2 protein-coding genes are annotated in these 22398 nt (G+C 39.6%); both read left to right on the forward strand.

What is annotated here, in order from left to right; genetic code table 11:
- The first annotated feature begins 67 nt into the window (after nucleotides 1–67).
- Entirely contained in the window at nucleotides 68–11773 is an 11706-nt protein-coding gene (locus BGL89_RS02675) for a type I polyketide synthase (RefSeq protein ID WP_286824303.1), read from the forward strand.
- Nucleotides 11774–11967: 194 nt separating this feature from the next.
- Nucleotides 11968–22395, forward strand: coding sequence for a non-ribosomal peptide synthetase/type I polyketide synthase (locus BGL89_RS02680; protein ID WP_286824304.1), 10428 nt, complete (start codon nucleotides 11968–11970; stop codon nucleotides 22393–22395).
- The last annotated feature ends 3 nt before the right edge of the window (nucleotides 22396–22398 follow it).

Genomic DNA, 22398 nt, shown 5'->3' on the forward strand with positions numbered 1-22398 from the left:
CACTTTCCATCTGCTTGTCACCCCGTCAGTCGCAATAATTATTCTTTTCCAAGTCGAGTCTAACACTATGGACTTTCAAGATAAAAAGAACTTATCCGAAAACGAGCAATCAATCCAAACTAGAGTTTTTAAAGCTCTTAGTGAAGCTAAAGAAAAATTAAAAGCTTTCGAGTCTCAACAAAGCGAACCCTTAGCTATCGTGGGTTTAGGTTGTCGTTTCGGTCATAATATTGCGACACCTGAATCCTTCTGGTCTTTCCTGAAAGCGGGTAAAAATCACCTCAGAGAAATACCTAATGAGCGCTGGAACCAGCAGGATTTTTATGATTCAGATCGGAATAAAGTGGGTAAAATCTATGTTTCTCAGGGGGGGTTTCTCGATGATGTCTCCCAGTTTGATGCCCATTTTTTCGGAATTGCTCCCAAGGAAGCCGTCGCTATGGATCCTCAGCAAAGGTTGCTTTTAGAGGTAGCCTATGAAGCTTTGGAAAATGCAGGAATGGCAACAACGACGGCTAGAAGGGGAAAAACAGGGGTTTTTATCGGGATTACTAATAATGACTATGCCCGTATTCTTACCTCAAATGAGGACTATAATGCCATCGGAGCCTATCATATTTCGGGCAATCATACTAATGCGGCAGCTGGGCGTATTTCTTACCTTTTAAATCTTAATGGTCCGAGTTTGGCAGTAGATACCGCTTGTTCTTCTTCCTTAGTCGCTGTTCATCTGGCTTGCCGTTCCTTACGTTCCCAAGAATGCAGACAAGCGTTAGTCGGAGGAGTGAACTTAGTTTTAACTCCAGAAGTCGTCATCGCCTTGTGCCGCAATCAGATGTTAGCCGCCGATGGCCAATGCAAAACCTTTGACGAAAGTGCCGATGGGTTTGGGATAGGCGAAGGTTGCGGAGTCATCGTCTTAAAAAGACTCAGTGACGCTCTTCAAGATGGCGATCACATTTGGGCAGTGATTCGGGGGACCGCAGTCAACAACGATGGGGCCAGTGGCGGCTTTACCGTTCCTAATGGGCCTGTGCAGAGAGAATTAATCAGAGAAGCTCTAGCTGATGCTCGTTTAGATGCCGCCGCTATCGATTATGTTGAAGCTCACGGTACAGGAACATCTTTGGGAGACCCCATCGAAATTAAAGCCATAGCCGAGGCATTATGCGTCAATCGTCGGAAATCTAACCCGTTATTAGTCGGTTCTCTCAAAACTAATTTAGGTCATCTGGCGGCGGCGGCCGGAATTTCAGGATTAATTAAAACCGCATTATCGCTACACTACCGTGAAATTCCGGCTCATCTGAATTTCAAAAAACCCAATCCTCATATTAATTGGGATGCCTTACCGATTAGTATCGTCACGCAAAATTGTCCTTGGAATGTTAACAATGGCAAGCTCAAAGCGGCTGGAGTCAGTTCTTTTGGAGCATCGGGAACCAACGCTCATGTTATTTTAAGCGAACCGCCTCAACCGCAACCCCAAAACCCGAAAATATCCCCCATTCTCGTTACTTTTTCGGCTAAAGAACCCGAACGTTTACGTCTTTTTACGACTCAATTTGTGGATTATCTTGAGCAGAAAACATCTCTCAACGTCAAGGACATTGCTCTATCTTTAAATACCGGTCGTTTTCCCCATAAACACCGCCTTGCTCTTTTAGTTTCTAATCAAGAGAATCTGCGCCAAGGAATTCAGGCTTTTCTCAAGAGCGATGGGGATGAAAAGCACTTTCAAAATAATAGCTTCGACATTATTTATGGAGAAGCGCAAAGCAATCCTAAAATTGCTTTTCTCTGCAATGACGAGCAAGAAATTAGTCCAGAAATCCCAGAAATCATTGAAACCCTGCTCAATAATGAGCCAGTATTTTATGATGCTTTTAGGCAGTGCGATCATCTGTTTAAAAAATATTTAGAATTTTCTCTTCAGGAATTATTGTCATCTAAAAAAGCCTTAGAGCCTCAGATTCCTTTGTCTGTACAACCGTTATTATTTGCCTATCAATATGCTCTTTGTGAACTCTGGAAATCGTGGGGAATTTCGCCTTCTGCGATTTTAGGTTCTGGATTAGGGGAATATCTCGCCGCTCAACAAGCGGGAGTTTTTTCCCTTGAAGATACCGTCAAGCTGGTGGCGAAACGCGCTCAAATTAGCCCACAAAACCCCAACGCAGAAGACCTTTTATCCTTGCTCAAAAGCACCCCAGAAGTCGATTCTAACTCTCCCGATATTACCCTAATTTATCAGGGTGAAGTTGTGAAAAAATCTCTCACAAATTCAGTTAATAGAGGGGAAAGGATTAGGCAGAAATCCGACGAAATCGCCCAGGGAATTTCTACTTTGCATCAAATGGGATATCAAATCTTCCTAGAAATGGGAATTAGTGCCAATCTCATTAATATAGGTCGTCAAAAGTTAGGGGTAAATTCAATTCTATGGTTATCTAGTTTAGGGGAGGATTGTCACAGTGATCAGCATGAGCAAAGGGTGCTAGGTCAACTCTATGTACGAGGATTTAATATTAACTGGGAAGCCTTTCATCGCTCACATCTGGGGCAAAAAATTAGTTTACCTAATTCGCCTTTTATCCGCAAACGCTACTGGATAAATTCTGGCAATAAATCAGAGTCTTCTAGCTATAAAAACCCTAATTATTACTCTGGACATCCCTTACTAGGCGATCATTTTCCTTCTCCCTTAGCTCTCCTTCAATATCGAGGCAATATTAGTCAACATAAACCTGCATTTTTAAGAGAACATCAGGTTTTTGATCAGGCTATATTGCCAGCATCTGCCTTGATAGAAATGGCTTTAGCTGCCGGGGAGAATCAAAAAGTTATTTTAGAAAATGTTGAATTTAAGAAGGCATTAATTTTAAAAGATACGGAAGACACATTACAGTTAATCATTGAGCAAAAAAGCTTTAAAATTTACCATGCACTTGAGCCAAATTGGGAAATATTAGTTACTGGAAAAATTGATGAATTGAAATCAACTAATTTACCCCATTGTCATCTAGAAGAAATCGTAAAAAAATGTTCTGAAGAAGTCGATATCAACTCCTTTTATGAAACTTATCAAAAATCAGGGATAAATTACGGGAGTAACTTTCGGCTCATTCATCAACTGAAGCGGGGGGAAAATACAGCTTTTGCTCAAATCAAATTAACCGATAGGTTAGAGCGGGAAAAATATCATTTTCATCCAGCTATGTTAGACGCTTGTTTTCAAGGGATTGCTGCCATTTTATTTAAAGAAGAATCCTCAGTAACTTATGTTCCTGTTCGCCTTGGGCAATTGGCATTTTTCCACCCTCCTGATGAGCAGGTAATCAGCGCGGTTCGACTGAAAAACTCCTCCCCTAACCCTAACATTATTATCGCTGATATTGATATCTATTCCCCTCAAGGTCAACCCTTGGCATCCCTCATCAACTTAGAACTAAAAGCCGTTCAATCTCAAGAGATTATCCCCCAAGAAATACCCCCTCAAATCTATCTAGAAGAATGGATGCCTTGCGAGGAATTATTAGGGAATGGTAGAGACACTTTAGTAGCTCCCCAGGTGATTAAAAATCAAATTCACCCCGCACAGTTAGAACAACAACTAGGGGAAAAATTGGGGCAATATGAGAGCTTAATGGAGGCCTTGGAAAAGTTAAGCGTTGTCTATATCTGGGAAGCCTTAACAAAACTTAATGGACAGCCAAAATTAGGTCAAACTTATTCCGAAGCACAGATAGCAAATCAAGGTCAAATTGTTGATTTTTACCGACCTTTATTATCTCGATGTTTAAGTATTTTAGCTGAAGAAAAAATCGTTAATCAGACAAAAGATGGCTGGTTATTCGTCAAAGAATTAGAAGCACCTTCATCGCCATCGCAAATTAAAATTCTCCGCCAAGAATTTGCCGATTATCCAGCAGAAATTAGTCTAATGGAGCGTTGTGGCTCTGCTTTGGCATCAGTCATGAGTCGTCAAGTTGAGCCATTAGAATTACTCTTTCCTCAAGGGGATTTAGAAGCGATCGCAGCAATTTATTCGGAAGCTGCCGGAGCTAAATTGATGAATCAGTTAGTCGCCACCACAATCAGCCGTGCTATTGCGAATTTCCCCCCCTATTATCCCCTAAGAATTCTCGAAATTGGGGGAGGAACAGGAGCCGTTACTGCTGGCATTTTACCTCACTTACCGACAGAACATATCGAATATGTATTCACCGATATTTCCTCTAGTTTCTTAACAAGAGCCAAGGAAAATTTTAGAGACTATCCCTTTATTAAATATCAAACTTTAGACATTGAAAAAAATCCCTTTACTCAAGATTTTCTCCCCGGCAGTTTTGACATAATCATCGCCGCTAATGTTCTTCATGCCACAGCCAACCTTCAAAAAACCCTTGAAAATGTGCGCTCTCTCATCGCTCCTAAGGGACGACTAATCCTCTTAGAAAGTACAGGGGCAAGACGTTGGGTAGATTTAACCTTTGGCTTGACAGAAGGATGGTGGTTATGTAGTCAAGATCTGCGCCGGAATGGTTATCCGTTAATCAGCACAAAAGATTGGCAAAATTTACTGATTGAGAATCAATTTGAAGACATTAATATTATCGAACCAAGCCAAGCAAAAACCCGAAATTTATTAAAACAAAGTGTCATCATTAGTCGAAGCAGTGAGCAATTACCTTCTCTTCCGGCAAAATCTTACTATCATCAAATAATCTGGGCAGATAGTCAAGGAATTGCTAACGGTTTAATCCCTCTATTCCAACAGAGAGGAATAAGTTGTTCTTGCGTCTTTTCCAAAGATATTAACCCGGAGATGGCTGAAGATTACCTATCAATATTGAGAAACTCGATAACTTCAGAAACTCGTCAAATACTGTACTTCTGGGGCTTAGAAAAAATCCCTGGAGAAATTGATCAACAAGTCGAGATTCATTGTCAACGATTTCTCTTTTTCTTACAAGCCTTATTGCAGCAAGAAAATCCGCCGGCTCTGATTTTAGTGACTCAAGGAGCAGTACCAGCAAAAGCCATTAAAACCCTGACCTCTCCCTCTCAAGCATCCTTATTAGGAATAGCCTTCAGCCTAGTCTTAGAACATCCTGAACTTAATTTCAAGGCAATTGACCTAGATCCAGATGAAGTAAACTCAGCCGACAAACTGCTGCAAGAAATCTACAGTAATCCCCAAGAAAACCGGGTTGCTTTGCGGGGGGAACAGCGTTTTTATCCCCGTTTAGTGCAGAGAAAACTTGAAGATGGAAATATCAATTTTAGTCCTGATGGCTATTATTTAATCACAGGAGGCACAGGGGGGTTAGGATTAGCAACAACCCGATGGATGATTGAAAAAGGGGCGCGGAATCTAGTTTTGTGTAGTCGTCGAGGGGCAGAAGGAATTAGCCCTGAAATATTAGCCAATCTCTCCTCTAGTGGGGCAGAAATTACCATCAAAAAACTTGATATTACTGATGCTGAAAAACTGCACACTGTCTTAGAAGAATGCCGTTCTAAATATCCTGTGCGGGGCGTTTTTCACATTGCTGGAACCTTAGACGATACAACCTTATTAAGACTAACACCAGAGCGCTTTAATTATGTTTTAGCTCCCAAAGTTAAAGGAACTTGGTTGCTTCATCAACTCACCCTAAATGACCCATTAGAATTCTTTGTCTGTTATACTTCTGCTGTATCTTTAATTGGCTCAGCTGGACAAGCTAATGCTGCGGCAGCTAATGCCTTTGAAGACGCTTTTATCTATTATCGTCAGGCGCATCATTTACCCGGAACGGTCATAAATTGGGGTCCTTGGAGCGAAATAGGTGCAGCAGTAGATCGCAATGTTTTGGAGAGATTAGCCGCTAAAGGATATGCGGCTATGAAACCCGATTTAGCCCTTAATGCTCTGGAAAAAATTCTCCTAAATCAGATTATTCGCGCTGGTGTAATTAAGATTGACTGGCAACAATTTCCTTATATTCATCAAAACTTTTATAAAAACTTTCTGCCTCAAGGAAAACCCCAAGCTGCCCCCTCATCTGAGTTTTTAAAACAATGGCAAAATTTAACCTTAAAAGAGCGTCCTAATTGGCTAACTAATCATATCATTATGCGTGTTTCTAATGTCTTAGGACACTCAAATGATGAAACTTTTTCCCCTCAACAAGGCTTTTTTGATTTGGGGATGGACTCTCTCACTTCTACAGAGTTACGAAATCTGTTACAAACTGACTTTAATTGTTCTCTCCCTTCGACGATTACTTTTCGTTTTCCGAATGTTGAAGCCTTGGCTAATTATTTACAGCGAGAAGTTCTAGATAATTCTCAACCGGTATTTACCCCTCAAATAAAAGCAGAAATTTCTCAAAAACAGCCAGAAAAATCACAACTCGATGATGATCCTATTGTTATTGTCGGCATGGCTTGTCGATTCCCCGGCGGTGCTAAGAATTTACAATCTTTCTGGGAACTTTTAGAACAGGGAAAAGATGCTATAACAGAAATTCCTCAAGATCGCTGGGATCAGGAAACATGGTATGATCCTAATCCCGATGTCCCTGGCAAAATATACGCTCCTTACGGTGCATTTCTAGAACAAATTGAGGAATTTGATGGAGAATTTTTTGGCATTATTCCTAGAGAATCTGTCGCTATGGATCCTCAGCAGCGTTTACTCTTGGAAACTACTTGGCAAGCTTTAGAATCTGCTGGACAAAATCCCCAAAAACTACGCAACAGTCAGACGGGAGTTTTTATCGGTTGCATGACGCAAGATTATGCCCAATTAAGTTATTCTCCTCAAGCCATTAATGCTTATACTGGTTCAGGAACTTCTGTTAGTATGGCGGCGGGTCGTCTTTCTTATGTCCTTGGTTTACAGGGTCCATCAATGACCATTGACACCGCTTGTTCCTCCTCATTAGTAGCGATTCATTTAGCTTATAATGCCTTACTTAATGGTGAGTGCGATCTGGCTTTAGCCGGAGGGGTTAATATTATTTTAACTCCCATTATTTCTTTAATCGAAAGTCGCGCCCATATGCTTGCCCCTGATGGACATTGCAAAACCTTTGATGAGAGCGCAAATGGCATGGTGCGAGGAGAAGGCTGTGGAATAGTTGTTCTGAAAAGATTGAGCCAAGCGGTTAAGAATGGAGACCAAATTTTGGCGAAAATTTATGGCACAGCCGTCAATCATGATGGTCCAAGTAGTGGGCTAACCGTTCCTAATGGTCAAGCTCAAGAAAAATTATTATATCAAGCCCTTAAACGTGCTAATCTCAAGCCTGAACAAATCGATTATATCGAAGCTCACGGCACTGGAACAGCCCTTGGTGATCCGATTGAATTAGAAAGTATGTCCGCCGTTTTTGGTCAACGCTCCCCTAATCGGCCTTTAATTATTGGTTCAGTAAAAACGAATTTAGGCCATTTAGAAGGTGCTGCCGGAATTGCCGGATTAATTAAAACCGTTCTAGCGTTACAACACCATAAAATACCTCCTCATCTTCACTTTAAAAATCCTAATCACCGCTTTGATTGGAGTTCTCATATTTTTGAAGTTCCTGTACAAGGAAAACCTTGGAATATCAGCGAACGTCCAAGGATTGCTGGAGTAAGTTCCTTTGGATTTAGTGGAACGAATGCTCATATCATTGTTGGGGAAATTGACGCTGATTTACCTCAACCTTCGGAGAATAATTTTTATCTATTACCCCTTTCGGCTCGCTCTGAAAAATCGCTGCAAGAGTTAGCGAGAAATTATCAAGATATTTTGACTGAGTCTATCAATTTAGCTGATGTTTGTTTTACCGCCAGTACAGGACGGGGGATTTTTCCGCAACGAATCTGTATTTTAGCAGACTCAATAACCACGGCACAACGAGCATTAATTGATTACCAAGATGGTGAAAATTCTGACTCATTAATCCGACCGATTTTATCAGAGACTCCGCCAAAGATAGCTTTCCTCTTTTCTGGACAAGGCTCTCAATATTCGGGCATGGGAGAAACCCTTTATAACCGAGAAGTTGTTTTCAAGGAAACATTAGATCTTTGTGCTCAAATTCTAGAACCCCTTTTAGAAAAATCTCTCTTAGATTTAATCTTTCAAGAGCAAAATAGTGAGTTATTAGAGGAAACCCAAATCACTCAGCCGGTGATTTTTTCCCTTGAATATGCACTTGCCAAATTATGGCAATCTTGGGGAATACAACCTTCAGCCCTTTTAGGACATAGTATCGGGGAATATGTGGCGGCTTGTTGGGCAGGAGTCTTTTCTTTAGAAGATGCCTTAAAATTAGTGACTCAACGGGGTAAATTAATGGGAAAATTGCCCCATAATGGCAGTATGTCCGCTATTTATGCTGATTATGAGACGGTAGCAAACGCTCTAACTTCTTATGAAAATCAAGTTAATATTGCTTCAGCCAATGGCTCAATTACCGTCATTTCTGGATTTAAAGAGATTGTTGAGCAACTGGAAAAAAACTTTATTGATCAAGGGCATAAAACTAAACGTTTAGCGGTATCTCATGCTTTTCATTCTCCTTTAATGCAGCCCATTCTTGATGATTTTTCCCAGGTCTTAAAAACAATTTCTTTTCATGAACCTAGCTTAACGATTATTAGTAATCTGACAGGGAAAGCTGTAGGTTCAGAAATTACAACTCCTGATTATTGGGTAGATCATCTGCGTAGTACTGTACAGTTTAGTCAAGGATTTCAGTCTTTAATTGATCAGGGTTATCGTTGTTTTCTAGAAGTCGGTTCTAAGCCTGTATTACTGAGTATGGCTCGCCTTATTTCTGCCAACCAGGATCTATTATGGTTGCCTAGTATTGTACCCGGGCAGGATGAACAGGCACAAATGTATAGAAGTTTAGCGACACTTTTTGTTAATGGTTATTCTGTAGACTGGACTACAGTATTTAAACAAGGTAAGCGGATTATTTTACCGACTTATCCCTTTCAAAGAGAACGGTATTGGCTATCTAATTCGGAATTTTCTCTAGGGCAAATCAAGACTCAGTTACATCCTTTTATTAAAGATTTTAAAAAGTTAGCAACGGGAGACATGATCTTTGAAGGCGAGGTGAGTTATCTTAACCCTAGTTATTTAGAAGAACATCAGGTATTTGATAACATTGTATTTCCAGCTACTGGTTTTATTGAAGCTATTTTAGCCGCAAGTCAGAAAATATTTAATGGGCATTTTGTCACCCTTCAAAATGTCTCTATTCATCAGGGATTACTCTTATCTCCAACTCCCTTAATAGTCCAAATAATTTTTAGACCTAAAAAATCATCTCAACTGATTTATACTTTTGAGATATTTAGCAGTGATTCTGCACAAGAAAAATGGGTTCTTCATGTTACAGGTGAAGTCAAACCTAAGGATATACAAAGCTTGGATGCCTCAGAATTAACCCAAACTAAATTAGAAAGAGAAACCCCTAAAGAATCAATTTCTATTCGTGAATTCTATGAACTTTATCAGCAGATGGGGATCAGGTATGGGGAGCAGTTCCAAGCGATTCAAGAGTTATATTCTTTCAAAAAAGGCTCTCAAGCTAAAATTAGTATTAACCCTAGTTTAGCGGATCGGCGTTATCATTTTCATCCAGTTCTTTTGGATGCTTGCTTACAAAGTATTGGGGCAGCTTTCCCCGAAATTCATGGTCAAGAATTGCATCTACCTTATGGATTCTCTTCCTTGGAAATATTCCTAAATCCAACTTCGCAAGTTTGGACGGAAGTTCAGGTCATCTCAGATACTAATGGTGAAATGAGAGTAAATGTTAATATTTATGATGAACAAGGACAGCTTTGCGCTCGCTTTACTGACTTAACAGCACGGCGCATAAATCCGGCTATTTTACAGAGTTTATGGCAAGAAAAGTCGAACGATTGCTTTTATAAAGTGGAATGGAAAAAACTTCCATCAATGCCAACTGTTGCCGTCAATTCTCAAAATTCTTGGTTAGTCTTGGTTCGTCCAGAAACAGACTTAAATTCCCTAATTAATTTATATAAAAGGGCAGGAGAAAAAGTAATTACTGTAGAAATGGGACAGAATTATCAATGTAATTCTCAAGATTCTTTTGTCATCAATCCGGCTCAGAAATCTGATTTTCAGCGTCTCTATCAAGAAGCTTATCCATCGGGAGAATTTCCGACTGGCGTTGTTTTTTCTTGGGAATCTTCAGAAGCTGAAGACGTGCTAGATACAGTATATCAGAGTTCTCATGCCGTCTTAAATTTAGTGCAAACCCTCACTAATAACTGGGAGAAATTACCTCATTTATGGCTGATTACTCGCGGGGCTAATAAAATTATCAATGATACGGCTTTATATCCTCAACAGTCCCATTTATGGGGATTAGGAGCAGTCATTAATCAAGAGTATCCTAAAATGGGTTGTGTTTGTTTAGATTTACCAATCCATAAAGAAGCTAATGAAGCTGAACTTTTATTCAATGAATTAAAGTGTTTCCCCCATGAATTCCGTTTGGCTTTACGTCAAGGAAACCGCTACGCAGCCAGGTTAGTTTCTGCATCTCTTCCTAGCTCAGAAAAACGACATTTTATTAATCAGTCAGGGGTTTATTTAATCACGGGAGGGGGAGGAAAACTGGGCGGATTAGTGGCTCAATGGTTATCAGAAATGGGAGCAAGTCACTTAGTTTTGTGTAGTCGCCATGTTAAATCTTCAACAGAATTGATAGCCCCATTAGTGGAGAAAGGAACAAAAGTAACCTTGATTGAAGCTGATATTACTTCCCCCACAGATATGAAAAATTTATTCTCTCGTTTTGGGGCAGACTTGCCCGTCTTACGAGGAATAATTCACGCAGCAGCGGTCTTAGAAGATGGGCTGATCAGTAATCAAAGTTGGCAAAAATATCAAAAGGTAATGAGTCCAAAAGTAGCAGGAACTCTATTATTAGATCGTTATACTCGCTCTCTATCTTTAGACTTTTTTGTGAGCTTTTCTTCTGCGGCTGTCATCCTTGGTTCACCAGGTCAAAGTAATTATGCTGCGGCTAATGCTTTCATGGATGCTCTAATGCAGCAACGGCAAAGTTTAGGATTACCTGGTATTAGTATTAATTGGGGAGCTTGGGAGACGGGCAACCAAATTGATCAACAACGTTTCGCTAATTGGGGTTTGCAGATGATGCCTTCTGAGCAAGCGTTTCAATATCTCAATCAGGTAATTTTAGATGATATTAACCAAGGGATAGTTCTCGATATTAATTGGTCGATTTTTAACCAAACTTTCAATATTAATCAACCCTTCTTTAGCGAGGTATTAACCCTAAAAAATCAAAAACAAACAAGTCCAGCAAAACTATTAGAACGATTAAAATCTGTCTCTATAGACGAACGAATAAACGCTTTAGTAGAAGGACTGGAGAAAATATTAAGAGAAGTGACTGGGTTAAATGGGAACAAAGTTATTCCTCAACAAACATCATTCTTAGACTTAGGTTTAAACTCTCTAATGGTCATAGAATTTAAAAATCGCTTAGAAACAGATTTAGGGTGTAAATTGCCATCTTCGATCATTTTCGATTATCCTAATCTTCTCAGCTTAAGTACCTACTTACGGGAACAAATTCTAGCCAATCATCTCGATTTTGAGATTAAAATAAATCCAATTCCTGACAATCATAGTCCCTATGACAGCCTCAGTGAAGACGAACTGGCAAGATTACTTAATCAAAAATTAACGGAGCTTGATCAATATGGAGGTTAAATTTTAAAAATAATGTTTCAAAAGGCATCAGATGTGGTAGGCTAAGTAGATGAACATGAGTAAGCTTAACTCTGTGGGGTTAAACTTTTGTTTATATTCACTGATAGCAGCATCTTAATTTATGTTTAACGGCGGATAAACTTAGAAATTATAGAGAATGGGGCATGGTTGAGAGTATAGATTACAAAAAATTAATGGCAACGACCTTAAGTAAAATGGAGGTAATGCAGGCTCGTATCAATGAATTAGAGACGAGACAAAGTGAATCCATTGCGGTGGTCGGAATGGCCTGTCGTTTTCCGGGAGGTATTAATTCCCCAGAAAAGTATTGGAGTTTTTGTCAAGCTGGACTTGATGCAATAGTAGAAGTTCCTAAAAGCCGTTGGGATATATCAAAACTGTATTCTCAAGAACCAACTTTAGGAAAAATGAACACCGCTTATGGGGGATTTCTTCAAGAGAATATCACAGAATTTGATGCCCGTTTCTTTTCGATCTCAGCAAGAGAAGCCGCCTCCATGGATCCTCAACAAAGGTTACTCTTAGAAGTTGCTTGGGAAGCCTTAGAAAATGCCAATTTACCTCTGAAAAATTTAGCCGATAATAAGGTAGGGGTATTTGTGGGGATTACTAGCATTGACCATGCCCTGAAGGTTTACGGCACAAACTATGATCAAATTGACTCTTTTTTTGGCACCGGCAATGCTCTAAGCGCAGCCGCTGGCAGGCTATCTTATTTTCTCAATCTTCACGGTCCTTGTCTCTCGATTGATGCAGCCTGTGCCTCCTCATTAGTAGCCGTCCATCAGGGGATTCGTAGCCTGAGAAATCGTGAATGTGAACTCGCTTTAGTGGGTGGGGTAAACCTCATTTTAGAACCCGCAATTACGATTACTCTTTCTCAGTCGGGAATGATGTCCCCCGATGGGCGTTGCAAGACTTTTGATGCCTCTGCAAATGGATATGTGCGAGGGGAAGGCTGTGGGGTTTTAATTTTAAAAACTTTATCAGAAGCCCAGAAAAACGGGGATCAAATTCTTGCCCTGTTGCGAGGTTCGGCAGTGAATCATAATGGCGCTGCTGCAGGTTTAACCGTACCCAGTGGACCCGCCCAGCAAGAATTGCTCCGTCAAGCTCTAGCTAATGCCAGAATAGTCCCTGAAGATGTCAGCTACATAGAAGCTCATGGCACAGGTACTTCTTTAGGAGATCCCATCGAATTGAATGCCATTGCCTCAGTTTATGGAAAGCGCTCCGACCCTCTTTATGTCGCCTCAGTGAAAACCAATATCGGCCACCTTGAAGCCGCTGCTGGCATGGCGGGAATAATTAAAACAATTCTGATTCTTCAACAGGGTAAAATCCCTCCCCATCTTCATTTCCAAAGCCCTAATCCTCTGGTTGATTGGGAAGACCATCCTATTAAAATTCCTACTCAAAATATACCTTGGCCGAATAACAATAAAGTACCCATAGCTGGGGTAAGTTCTTTCGGGTTTTCTGGCACAAATGCCCATGTCATTGTTCAACAAGCACCCGTCAGCAAAATCTCAGAAATTCAACAACAAATTCCTAGTCATCTCTTAACTCTTTCAGCCCACAACACAACCGCTTTAAAAGAATTAGCTAAACGTTTTCATACCCTCCTAGAATCTCATCCTGAAATTGGAGATATTTGTTATAGTGCAGCTGTCGGAAGGATAGATTTACCTGAACGTTTAGCCATTGTTGGCGATACTTGTCCAGAATTACAACAAAGATTAGCCGCTTTTGCTGAAGAAAACCCACTTGATGATTTGACTTTTTATCAACGTTTTACATCAGAAAAATCCCCTAAAATTGTTTTTCTTTTTACAGGGCAAGGGGCTTGTTATCCCGGCATGGGGCATCAACTCTATCAAACTCAGCCAACATTTCGTCAATATATTGATCAATGTGCCGAAATATTAGCGAAGTATTTAGACCATCCTTTAACTGAAATATTATTTGGTGAACAGACCGATTTACTCAATCAAACCGCTTACGCTCAACCGGCTATATTCGCCCTAGAATATTCCCTAACAATGCTATGGAAATCTTGGGGAATTACCCCCAGTTTACTGATTGGCCATAGTGTGGGAGAATATGTAGCAGCTTGTATCGCAGGAGTATTTAGCTTAGAAGCTGGACTCGCCTTAATTGTCAAACGGGGGCAATTAATGCAAACCACAACCTCCGGGAAAATGGCTTCAATTTTTGCTGATGAAGAGACAGTAAGTTCCCTAATTAAAAATTATAATGAAACGGTTTCAATAGCTGCCATTAATCACCCTCAACAGATTGTTATTGCTGGAGAAAGTGCCAGCCTTGAGGAAGTTATTAGCACCTGCAAAAAGCAAAAAATTCCCGCTCAATATCTCCCCGTTACTCAGGCTTTTCATTCCCCTTTAATGGAGCCAATTTTAAAAGAATTTGAAAAAGAGGCTCGTCAAATTTCTTATCAACGACCCCAAATTCTCTTACTTTCAGGACTTGATGGAGAGGTTTTAGAAAATGCACCAGATGCCACTTATTGGAGCAAACAATGCCGAGAACCAGTAAGATTTTTGTCGAGTTTGATAACCGCTTTCAACAAGGGATATAACCTATTTTTAGAAGTGGGACCAAGACCAATACTGGCAGAACAAGGTCGTCGTTATAAAGATGAGGTCATCTGGTTAAGTTCTCTCAATCGTGGCTTAGATAACTGGCAGACAATTCTTTCAGCCTTGGGACAACTCTACCTCAATGGCCTGCCTTTCAACCCAGAACAATTCAATCAGAATTATGGCTATAAAAAAGTCAGATTGCCGAACTATCCCTTTCAAAGAAAACCTTTCCAATTTCAGCCTAATCCTCGAACAGAAAATCAGAGCATTGACAAAATATTCCTAGACTCACAAACTTCTAACCTTACCGAAACCACAGTTTTTAATATGCAAAAGCATCAACAGGAAATCCGTAATCAATTAAAATCAATTCTGGCTTTACTTCTGAAAGAAGATGAGAACGATCTGCCGGAGGATGAGACATTACTAAACTTAGGAGCAGACTCAATTATCTTGACTGACTTTTCTCGCAAAATTGAAGAAAAATTTCAAGTCAAAGTGAAAATAGATCAACTCTTTACCGATTTACAAACTCTTGTTGATATCTCCGAATACCTCTGCCAATTTGTAAAAGAAAAACCCTTAGAAAATACTTCAGAAATAACAACTAAAGTTATCGATGACGAGACAGAATTAAGCAATTATCTGCAAGTCATTAATCAATTGCAACCCATCGCTACAGCCTATATCATCAAGGCTTTAGAGTCCTTAGGGAAAAAACTTAATCAGGGGGAACAATGGACAATAGAAACCCTAAGACAAACCTTACCTATTGCTCCCAAATATCACATTTTGCTCAATCGTTATTTGCAGGATTTAGAGCAAGCTAATATTCTTCAAAATCAAGGGAATGTTTGGACTGTCAAAAACTTGCCTGAGTATTTTTCCCTACCCCAAGCCCTACAAAAGCTAGAAAAAATTTGTCCGTCTGCAAAACCTGAATTAGAAATGTTGCAACGCTGCGGCGAAAATTTAGCAGAAGTTCTTAAGGGAAATACAGATCCCTTGACATTAATTTTCCCAGAAGGTTCCGTTGCTCATGCAGAAAGTATCTATGGCAACTCTCCCGTATCTCGATTGATGAATCAACGAGTTGCCCAAGCTATTAACCAGATTTTAAAGAACTTTTCTAATAGTGATCGCCCCTATCGAATTCTCGAAATAGGAGGAGGAACTGGTGCCACTTCAGAAGCAATTCTTAACCACTTAAACCTCGATCATGTCACTTATTCTTTTAGCGAAGTTTCTCCCTTCTTACTGCATCAAGCTAGGCAAAAATTTCAGAAAAAATATAACCTAAACTTTCATCAACTAGACATTGAAAAGTCCCCCATTTCTCAGGGGATACCTGCCCATACTTATCATATTGTTGTGGCCGCTAACGTCCTTCATGCAACCCGAAATATTACAGAAACTCTAACCCATATTCGGGAACTTCTGCGCCCCGGCGGTTACTTAGTTCTCCTCGAAACCGTAGAAAATAACTCATGGCTGAATTTAACCTTTGGATTAACCCCCGGATGGTGGCGCTTTCAGGATCAACAATTACGCTCAGATACTCCCTTATTAAGGGGTGAAAATTGGTGTTCCGTTTTAAAAAGTTGTGGGTTTGCTACGGCGAATAGTTTCTCTAAACAAAACAATATTCCCATTAACAATGGACAAGAATTAATTCTTGCTTGTGTGCCAGATGAAACCCTCTCAATTCCTGCAATGCCTAAGCTCACTGTCTCTGGTGAAAGCTCTGGTAAAGAAGCCTTAATGATGGCTCAATTACAATCTTTAAAAGACCTAAAAGACCTCCATGAAAAAACCATTATCAAGCAATTAGAAGTTCTTCAAACTGCCCCCGTCTCCCCCAGTATAGCCCCCGAAATATTAACGAATCAGACTCAAATCATTCCTGCCCAAAGCTCTAAAATAGAAACTTACCCGCCGGTTTCTCAAGAGAAGCCCAAATCTCCTGAGAAACCTAGTTCTCCCAATTTAAACCCCTTAGCCTTAAAGCTCACTGAGAACAAATCCTTAACCGAACAACAACAAGCCTTTATTCAAAATTTACAGGGTATTTATAACCAGAAAACCGCCAAATCAAAAGCCTATTCACAAAATAGCCGTAAGACAATGGTAGATGTTAAACCGACCATTGACTTCCGCATGGCCTTAAAAGAATTTCAATATCCCATTGTTTCAGAATCCGCTCAAGGGGCTTATTTTAAGGACATTGATGGCAATAATTACATTGACTTAGCCATGGGGTTTGGGGTTAACTTTTTTGGGCATAGTCCTGATTTTGTCATTGAAGCGGTTCAAGAACAAATAAATCGAGGAATAGGTTTAGGAATGCAGTCAAATCTGGCCGCCGAAACCGCCGCTTTAATTAGTGAAATGGGCCGAGTCGAAAGAGTCGCTTTTAGTAATACGGGAACCGAGGCGATTATGGCGGCTGTTCGCATTGCTCGCTCCCGTACAAAACGTCAAAAAATCGTTATGTTTGCCGGCTCCTATCATGGAACTTTTGACGGCATCTTAGCACGAGTAGGAGAAGATAAAACCACTGCTCAACCTTTAAGTCTAGGCACCCCTTTAGGAATGGTTGAAGACGTAATAGTCTTGAGTTATGGAGTTGAAGAAAGCCTCGATATTATTGCTACTCATGCTGATGATTTAGCCGCCGTATTAGTCGAACCAGTTCAAAGTCGCAAACCCGATTTACAGCCTCAAGAATTTCTGCAAAAACTACGACAAATAACCCACAAAAAAGGAATCACCCTCATTTTTGATGAAATTATTACCGGCTTTCGGATTGCTCCGGGAGGAGCGCAAGAATGGTTCAATGTTGAAGCCGATATAGTCATTTATGGTAAGGCCATTGGAGGAGGTTTACCAATTAGTATGATCTGCGGTAAAGCAGATTTCTTAGATACCGTTGACGGCGGTTTCTGGCAGTACGGAGATGACTCTCATCCCCAAACCGAGTTAACCGCTTTTGGGGGAACTTTTTGTCGTCATCCTTTAGCCCTTGCTGCTTGTCGTGCTGTGCTGTTACATCTTCGGGAAAACAGTACAACGATTCAAGAAAAAGTGAATCAATTAACTCATCGATTAGCCACCGAAGTCAATCAGTTTTTTCAAGAAATAGGCATTCCGATTCGGGTTGTTAATTTTGGCTCTTTATTCCGCTTTGAACCTTTTGGAGCTTATAGTATCTTCTTACAACCCATCGAATTACCCCTCTTTTATTATCTATTAAATCTCAAAGGGATCTACACATGGGAAAAACGAGTTTGTTTTCTCTCCACCTGCCATACTAATGAAGATATAGACAAAGTTATAGTAGCTGTCAAAGAAGCGATTACGGAATTGCAGCAAGCCGGTTTTTTTGCTAATGCTAAACGCCCCCAAGTCAAGAAAGAAGAAAAAAAGCCGCTCTCTGAAGATGAAGATGGTAGGGGACATTTACCATCTTTAAATCAATCCTTTCCCACCAGTGAAGCTCAACGTCAGCTTTGGTTATTAGCTGAATTAGACCGTAATGCTTCAGCATCCTATAACGTCACAACATCCCTAGAATTACGAGGTTCTTTAGATGTTTACATTTTAGAAAAAACGATTAATCAAGTTATTAATCGCCATGAAGCTTTGCGAACCCAAATTATAGAACAAGGAGAATTACAGGAAGTTGTCAATGAAGTTAACATTAAATTAAAACTAATTGATTTGAAGGATGAAGATAATCCCGAAGCGACGGCCTTAGCGTTACGATCTCAGTTTTCCCAAAAACCCTTTGACTTGTCGATTGCCCCCTTATTTGCTGTGATTTTAATGCGCTTAAAACCTGGCCATTATCTGCTATCTTTAAAAACTCATCATATTGTGGCAGATGGTTGGTCACTAGGATTAATTTTGCAGGAAATTGGTCAATTTTATTCATCCTCAAATAACACAACTAAAGAGGTTCTCAAACCACCGATGCAGTTTCGGCAATATTTAACTTTGCGAGCGCAAGAGACGCAAAGTCCACAAATGTTAGAGCATCGGGATTTTTGGTTGAAAACCTATCAGGAAGATCTGCCAACCTTTGAGCTTCCCACCGACTTTCCCCGTCCCGCCGTTAAAACCTACACTGGTGGACAAGAAAGTCAAGTCATTCCTTCTGAAGTTGGGCAAAATTTGCAGAAAGTAGGACGCAAAAATAAAGCTACATTATTTATGACGATGTTCGCCGCTTATACTGCTTTTTTGCGTCGAATTTCTGGCCATAAAGATTTAGTCATTGGTATTCCTATTTCTGGGCGACAAATAGAAGGCAGTGACAACTTAGTAGGCTTTTGTTCTCAATTTTTACCCCTGCGGATACAAGTCGATGCTACCACCTCTTTTATTGAACATTTACAACATACTAAACAAACCCTGATAGACGCTTTTCGCCATCAGAGTTATACTTTAGAGGATTTATTAGCAGCTTTACAATTACCTAGAGATTTTTCTCGTTCCCCTCTCATTTCGGTATCTTTTAACATGGATCCTAGTTTAACTCTGCCTGAGTTTAAAGACTTAAAAGTATCCTTGCCACCGGAACCGATTGGTTACACCCCTTTTGATCTAGGATTTAACTTAATTGAACTTAATGATAACCTCATTATTTACTGCAATTACAATACAGAACTCTTTAAAAAAGAGACAATTAAACAATTTATTGAAAGCTTTGAAATTTTGCTGAGGGGAATCATTGACGATGCTAATAATCTTCTTTATCAGTTACCTTTATTAACCTCAGTCCAACAAGAGCAGTTACTCAGACAATTAACGGGAAAAACTCGCAAACTCCCTGAAAAATCCACCATCATTGATGACTTTGTAGCTCAAGTTAAATTAACCCCTAATGCTCCCGCCTTAATTGCGGGAAAAATTAGCCTTAGCTATCAAGAATTAAATGAAAAAGTCAATCGTCTTACTCATTATTTACAGCAGGAATATCAGCTAGGTGTAGGAAAAGTGATTGGGGTGATGCTCCAGCGTGATCACAACTTAATCATCGGGATTCTGGCTACCTTTAAAACTGGAGCGACTTACGTTCCTATAGACTCTCAATATCCTAACAGTCGCATTGAGTTTATTTTAAAAGATAGTGGCTGTCATGTTTGCCTAACGGAGAGTAATTTTATCTCTAAGTTACCTGAAAAAATAGAGAAAATTTGCTTAGATAAAATCGATCCTATTGTTGAAAAATATGACAAAAATGAGCCTAAAATATTCCGCAACTCTAACCAAACCGCCTATATTTTCTACACTTCAGGCTCAACTGGTAATCCTAAAGGAGTCATGGGCCGTCATATCTCAATTTTGAATGTTATTCAAAGCTTACGACTTACCTTTGATTTAGATAAACATCCTGAATGGCGCTATATTTTCACAGCTGCTGTTACTCATGATCCATCTATTCGTAATATTTTTCTCCCCTTAACCATAGGTGCATCCCTATATATGTACGAAATAAAATATATAGGACATTTGGTTTCTTTCTTACAGGAAAATCAAATTAATGCCCTACACACCACCCCATCTATCTATCGAGAAATCTTCGGGCTACTTGAACCAGAAGAAACTATTTCCAGCTTAAAATATATCTCGGTAGGAGGGGAAAAATTAGATCGGGAAACTGCCTTAGCTTTACGGAAACGTTTTCCAGCAGAAATTGTTAGCAATGTCTACGGATCTACAGAAACTTGTGTAGGAGTATCCCAGTATGAAATCACGGAAAACTTAGACAGCGAAATCCCCCTCGGTCAAGTTTTCCATAACAATCGCTTAGGGGTTCTTGATGAATTTAATAATCCCGTTCCCCTCCATGTAATCGGCGAAATTTGTGTAGAAGGTGCCGCCCTAGCATCGGGTTATCATAACCAACCCGAAATGACTCAAGAAAAATTTAAACCTAGCTTTCTTGATGAGACAAAAACTCTCTTTAGAACCGGCGATTTAGGCAAGCAAACTGCTCCCGGTATCATTGAGTTTATAGGACGAAAAGATAATCAAGTTAAGGTCAATGGTTATCGAATTGATCCCGGAGAAATTGAATATCAATTGACTCGTTATGCTCCCATTGAAAGAGCGATTGTTTTACCCGTTCAAGTGAATAATCAAACTCAATTATCTGCTTACTGTCAAACAGAAAAAATTCTGGAAATTGCTGAGATTCGAGAATTTCTTGCCAAATTTTTACCAGTTTATATGATTCCGAGTTACTTTATTTTTTTAAAGCAATTCCCCTTAACTCGACATGGGAAACTTGACCTGCACTCCCTGAGAGAACTCAGAGAAACCGGTAAATCTCTGGTTAATTCTAATTATGTTGCACCCCGGAATTATTTAGAATCCAATCTCGTTAGCATCTGGGAAAAAATTCTCTCTAAATATCCTATCGGTATTTTTGATAACTTCTTTGAAATTGGCGGTCATTCTCTACTCTTATCAAGGGTTGTAACCCGGGTTCATAAAGAACTAAATGTATCCGTAAAATTGGCTGACTTCTTTAAAGTTCCAACCATTGCTGGATTGGCGACTTTAATCTCCCAGACTCAATACAATTATCAAGAACCCATTGCGGCAATTCCCCCCCAAAAATCCTATCCGATGTCTCATGGTCAGCGTCGTCTTTGGGCTTTAGAATTTCTAGATCACAATCATAATGCTTACGGAATGCCCAGTGCTTATCAATTCAAGGGCAATCTTAATATTGATGCTTTTGAAAATGCCTTTCAACAGTTAATTCAACGCCATGAAATTTTGCGGACAACCTTTACTTTAATCAATAATCAACCCCGTCAAGTTGTCCATAATCAAATGAACTTTGTCATTAAACAAATAGACCTGACAGCTTATGTTAGGACAGAACAAGAAAACTTGATCGAAGAAGCGATTGCCCATAATGCCAAAACGACTTTTGATTTAGAAGTCGGACCGTTACTTAAAGTTAACTTACTTAAACTAAGCCAAGAGAATTACATCGTCTTGTTTAATATGCACCATATCATTTCTGATGGTTGGTCAGCAGGGGTTTTAATTAAAGATTTCCTCACCCATTATCACGCCTATGGACAAGAAAATTACCAATTAATGCCCCCTCTCAGAATTCATTATAAAGACTATACTTCTTGGCAAGAAAGTCAATTAGAAACCTCGAAACTTCAAGGTCAACGGGATTACTGGTTAGCTAAATTAACTCCTGTCCCTGTGCGTCTTAACTTACCTGTTGATTATCCGCGCCCACCTGTTAAAAGTTTTCAAGGAAATACAATTACATGGCAACCTGAACCCGAATTGATCGATACTTTTGAGAAGTTAATTAAAGCACAAGAAGCCAGTTTATTTATGGGTTTAGTTAGTTTGGTTAAGAGTTTTCTATTCCGTTATACTGAGCAAAATGAAATTACAATAGGCTCTGCTATCGCCGGCAGAAATCATCCTGATTTAGAAGATCAAATCGGATTTTATGTTAACACTCTAGTCCTGCGGGATCAGATAGCAGATCACGACAGTTTTACGGATGTCCTTAGCAAAGTAAAAACAACCACTTTAGAGGCTTATGATAATCAAGACTATCCCTTTGATCAGATCGTATCTGATTTAAATTTACAACGAGATCCTAGCCGGAATGCTCTCTTTGATGTTGCAATTGTCCTGCAAAATAATCAAAATGTAGATCTCGCCTTGAACGGAATTACAGTTAACTCCATTGACCCAAAAATGATTACCGCTAAATTTGATTTAGAATTTATCTTTGTTGAGGAAGAAGAACTTTATCTCAAGCTAATCTACAACACAGATATATTTATCCATGAGCGAATTTTATTGATCATAGATTTGTTAAAAAATTGGCTAGAGCAAGTTTTAAAATTTGCCCATGAACCTTTGATAAACTTATCCTTAGCTTCCTCAGAAAATCTGATTCAAGAGGAGCAGGATCTGTTCGCAGAAGACTTTAATTTTTAGTCA

It is taken from the genome of Microcystis sp. LSC13-02, from assembly GCA_002282935.1.
Lineage (GTDB): Bacteria > Cyanobacteriota > Cyanobacteriia > Cyanobacteriales > Microcystaceae > Microcystis.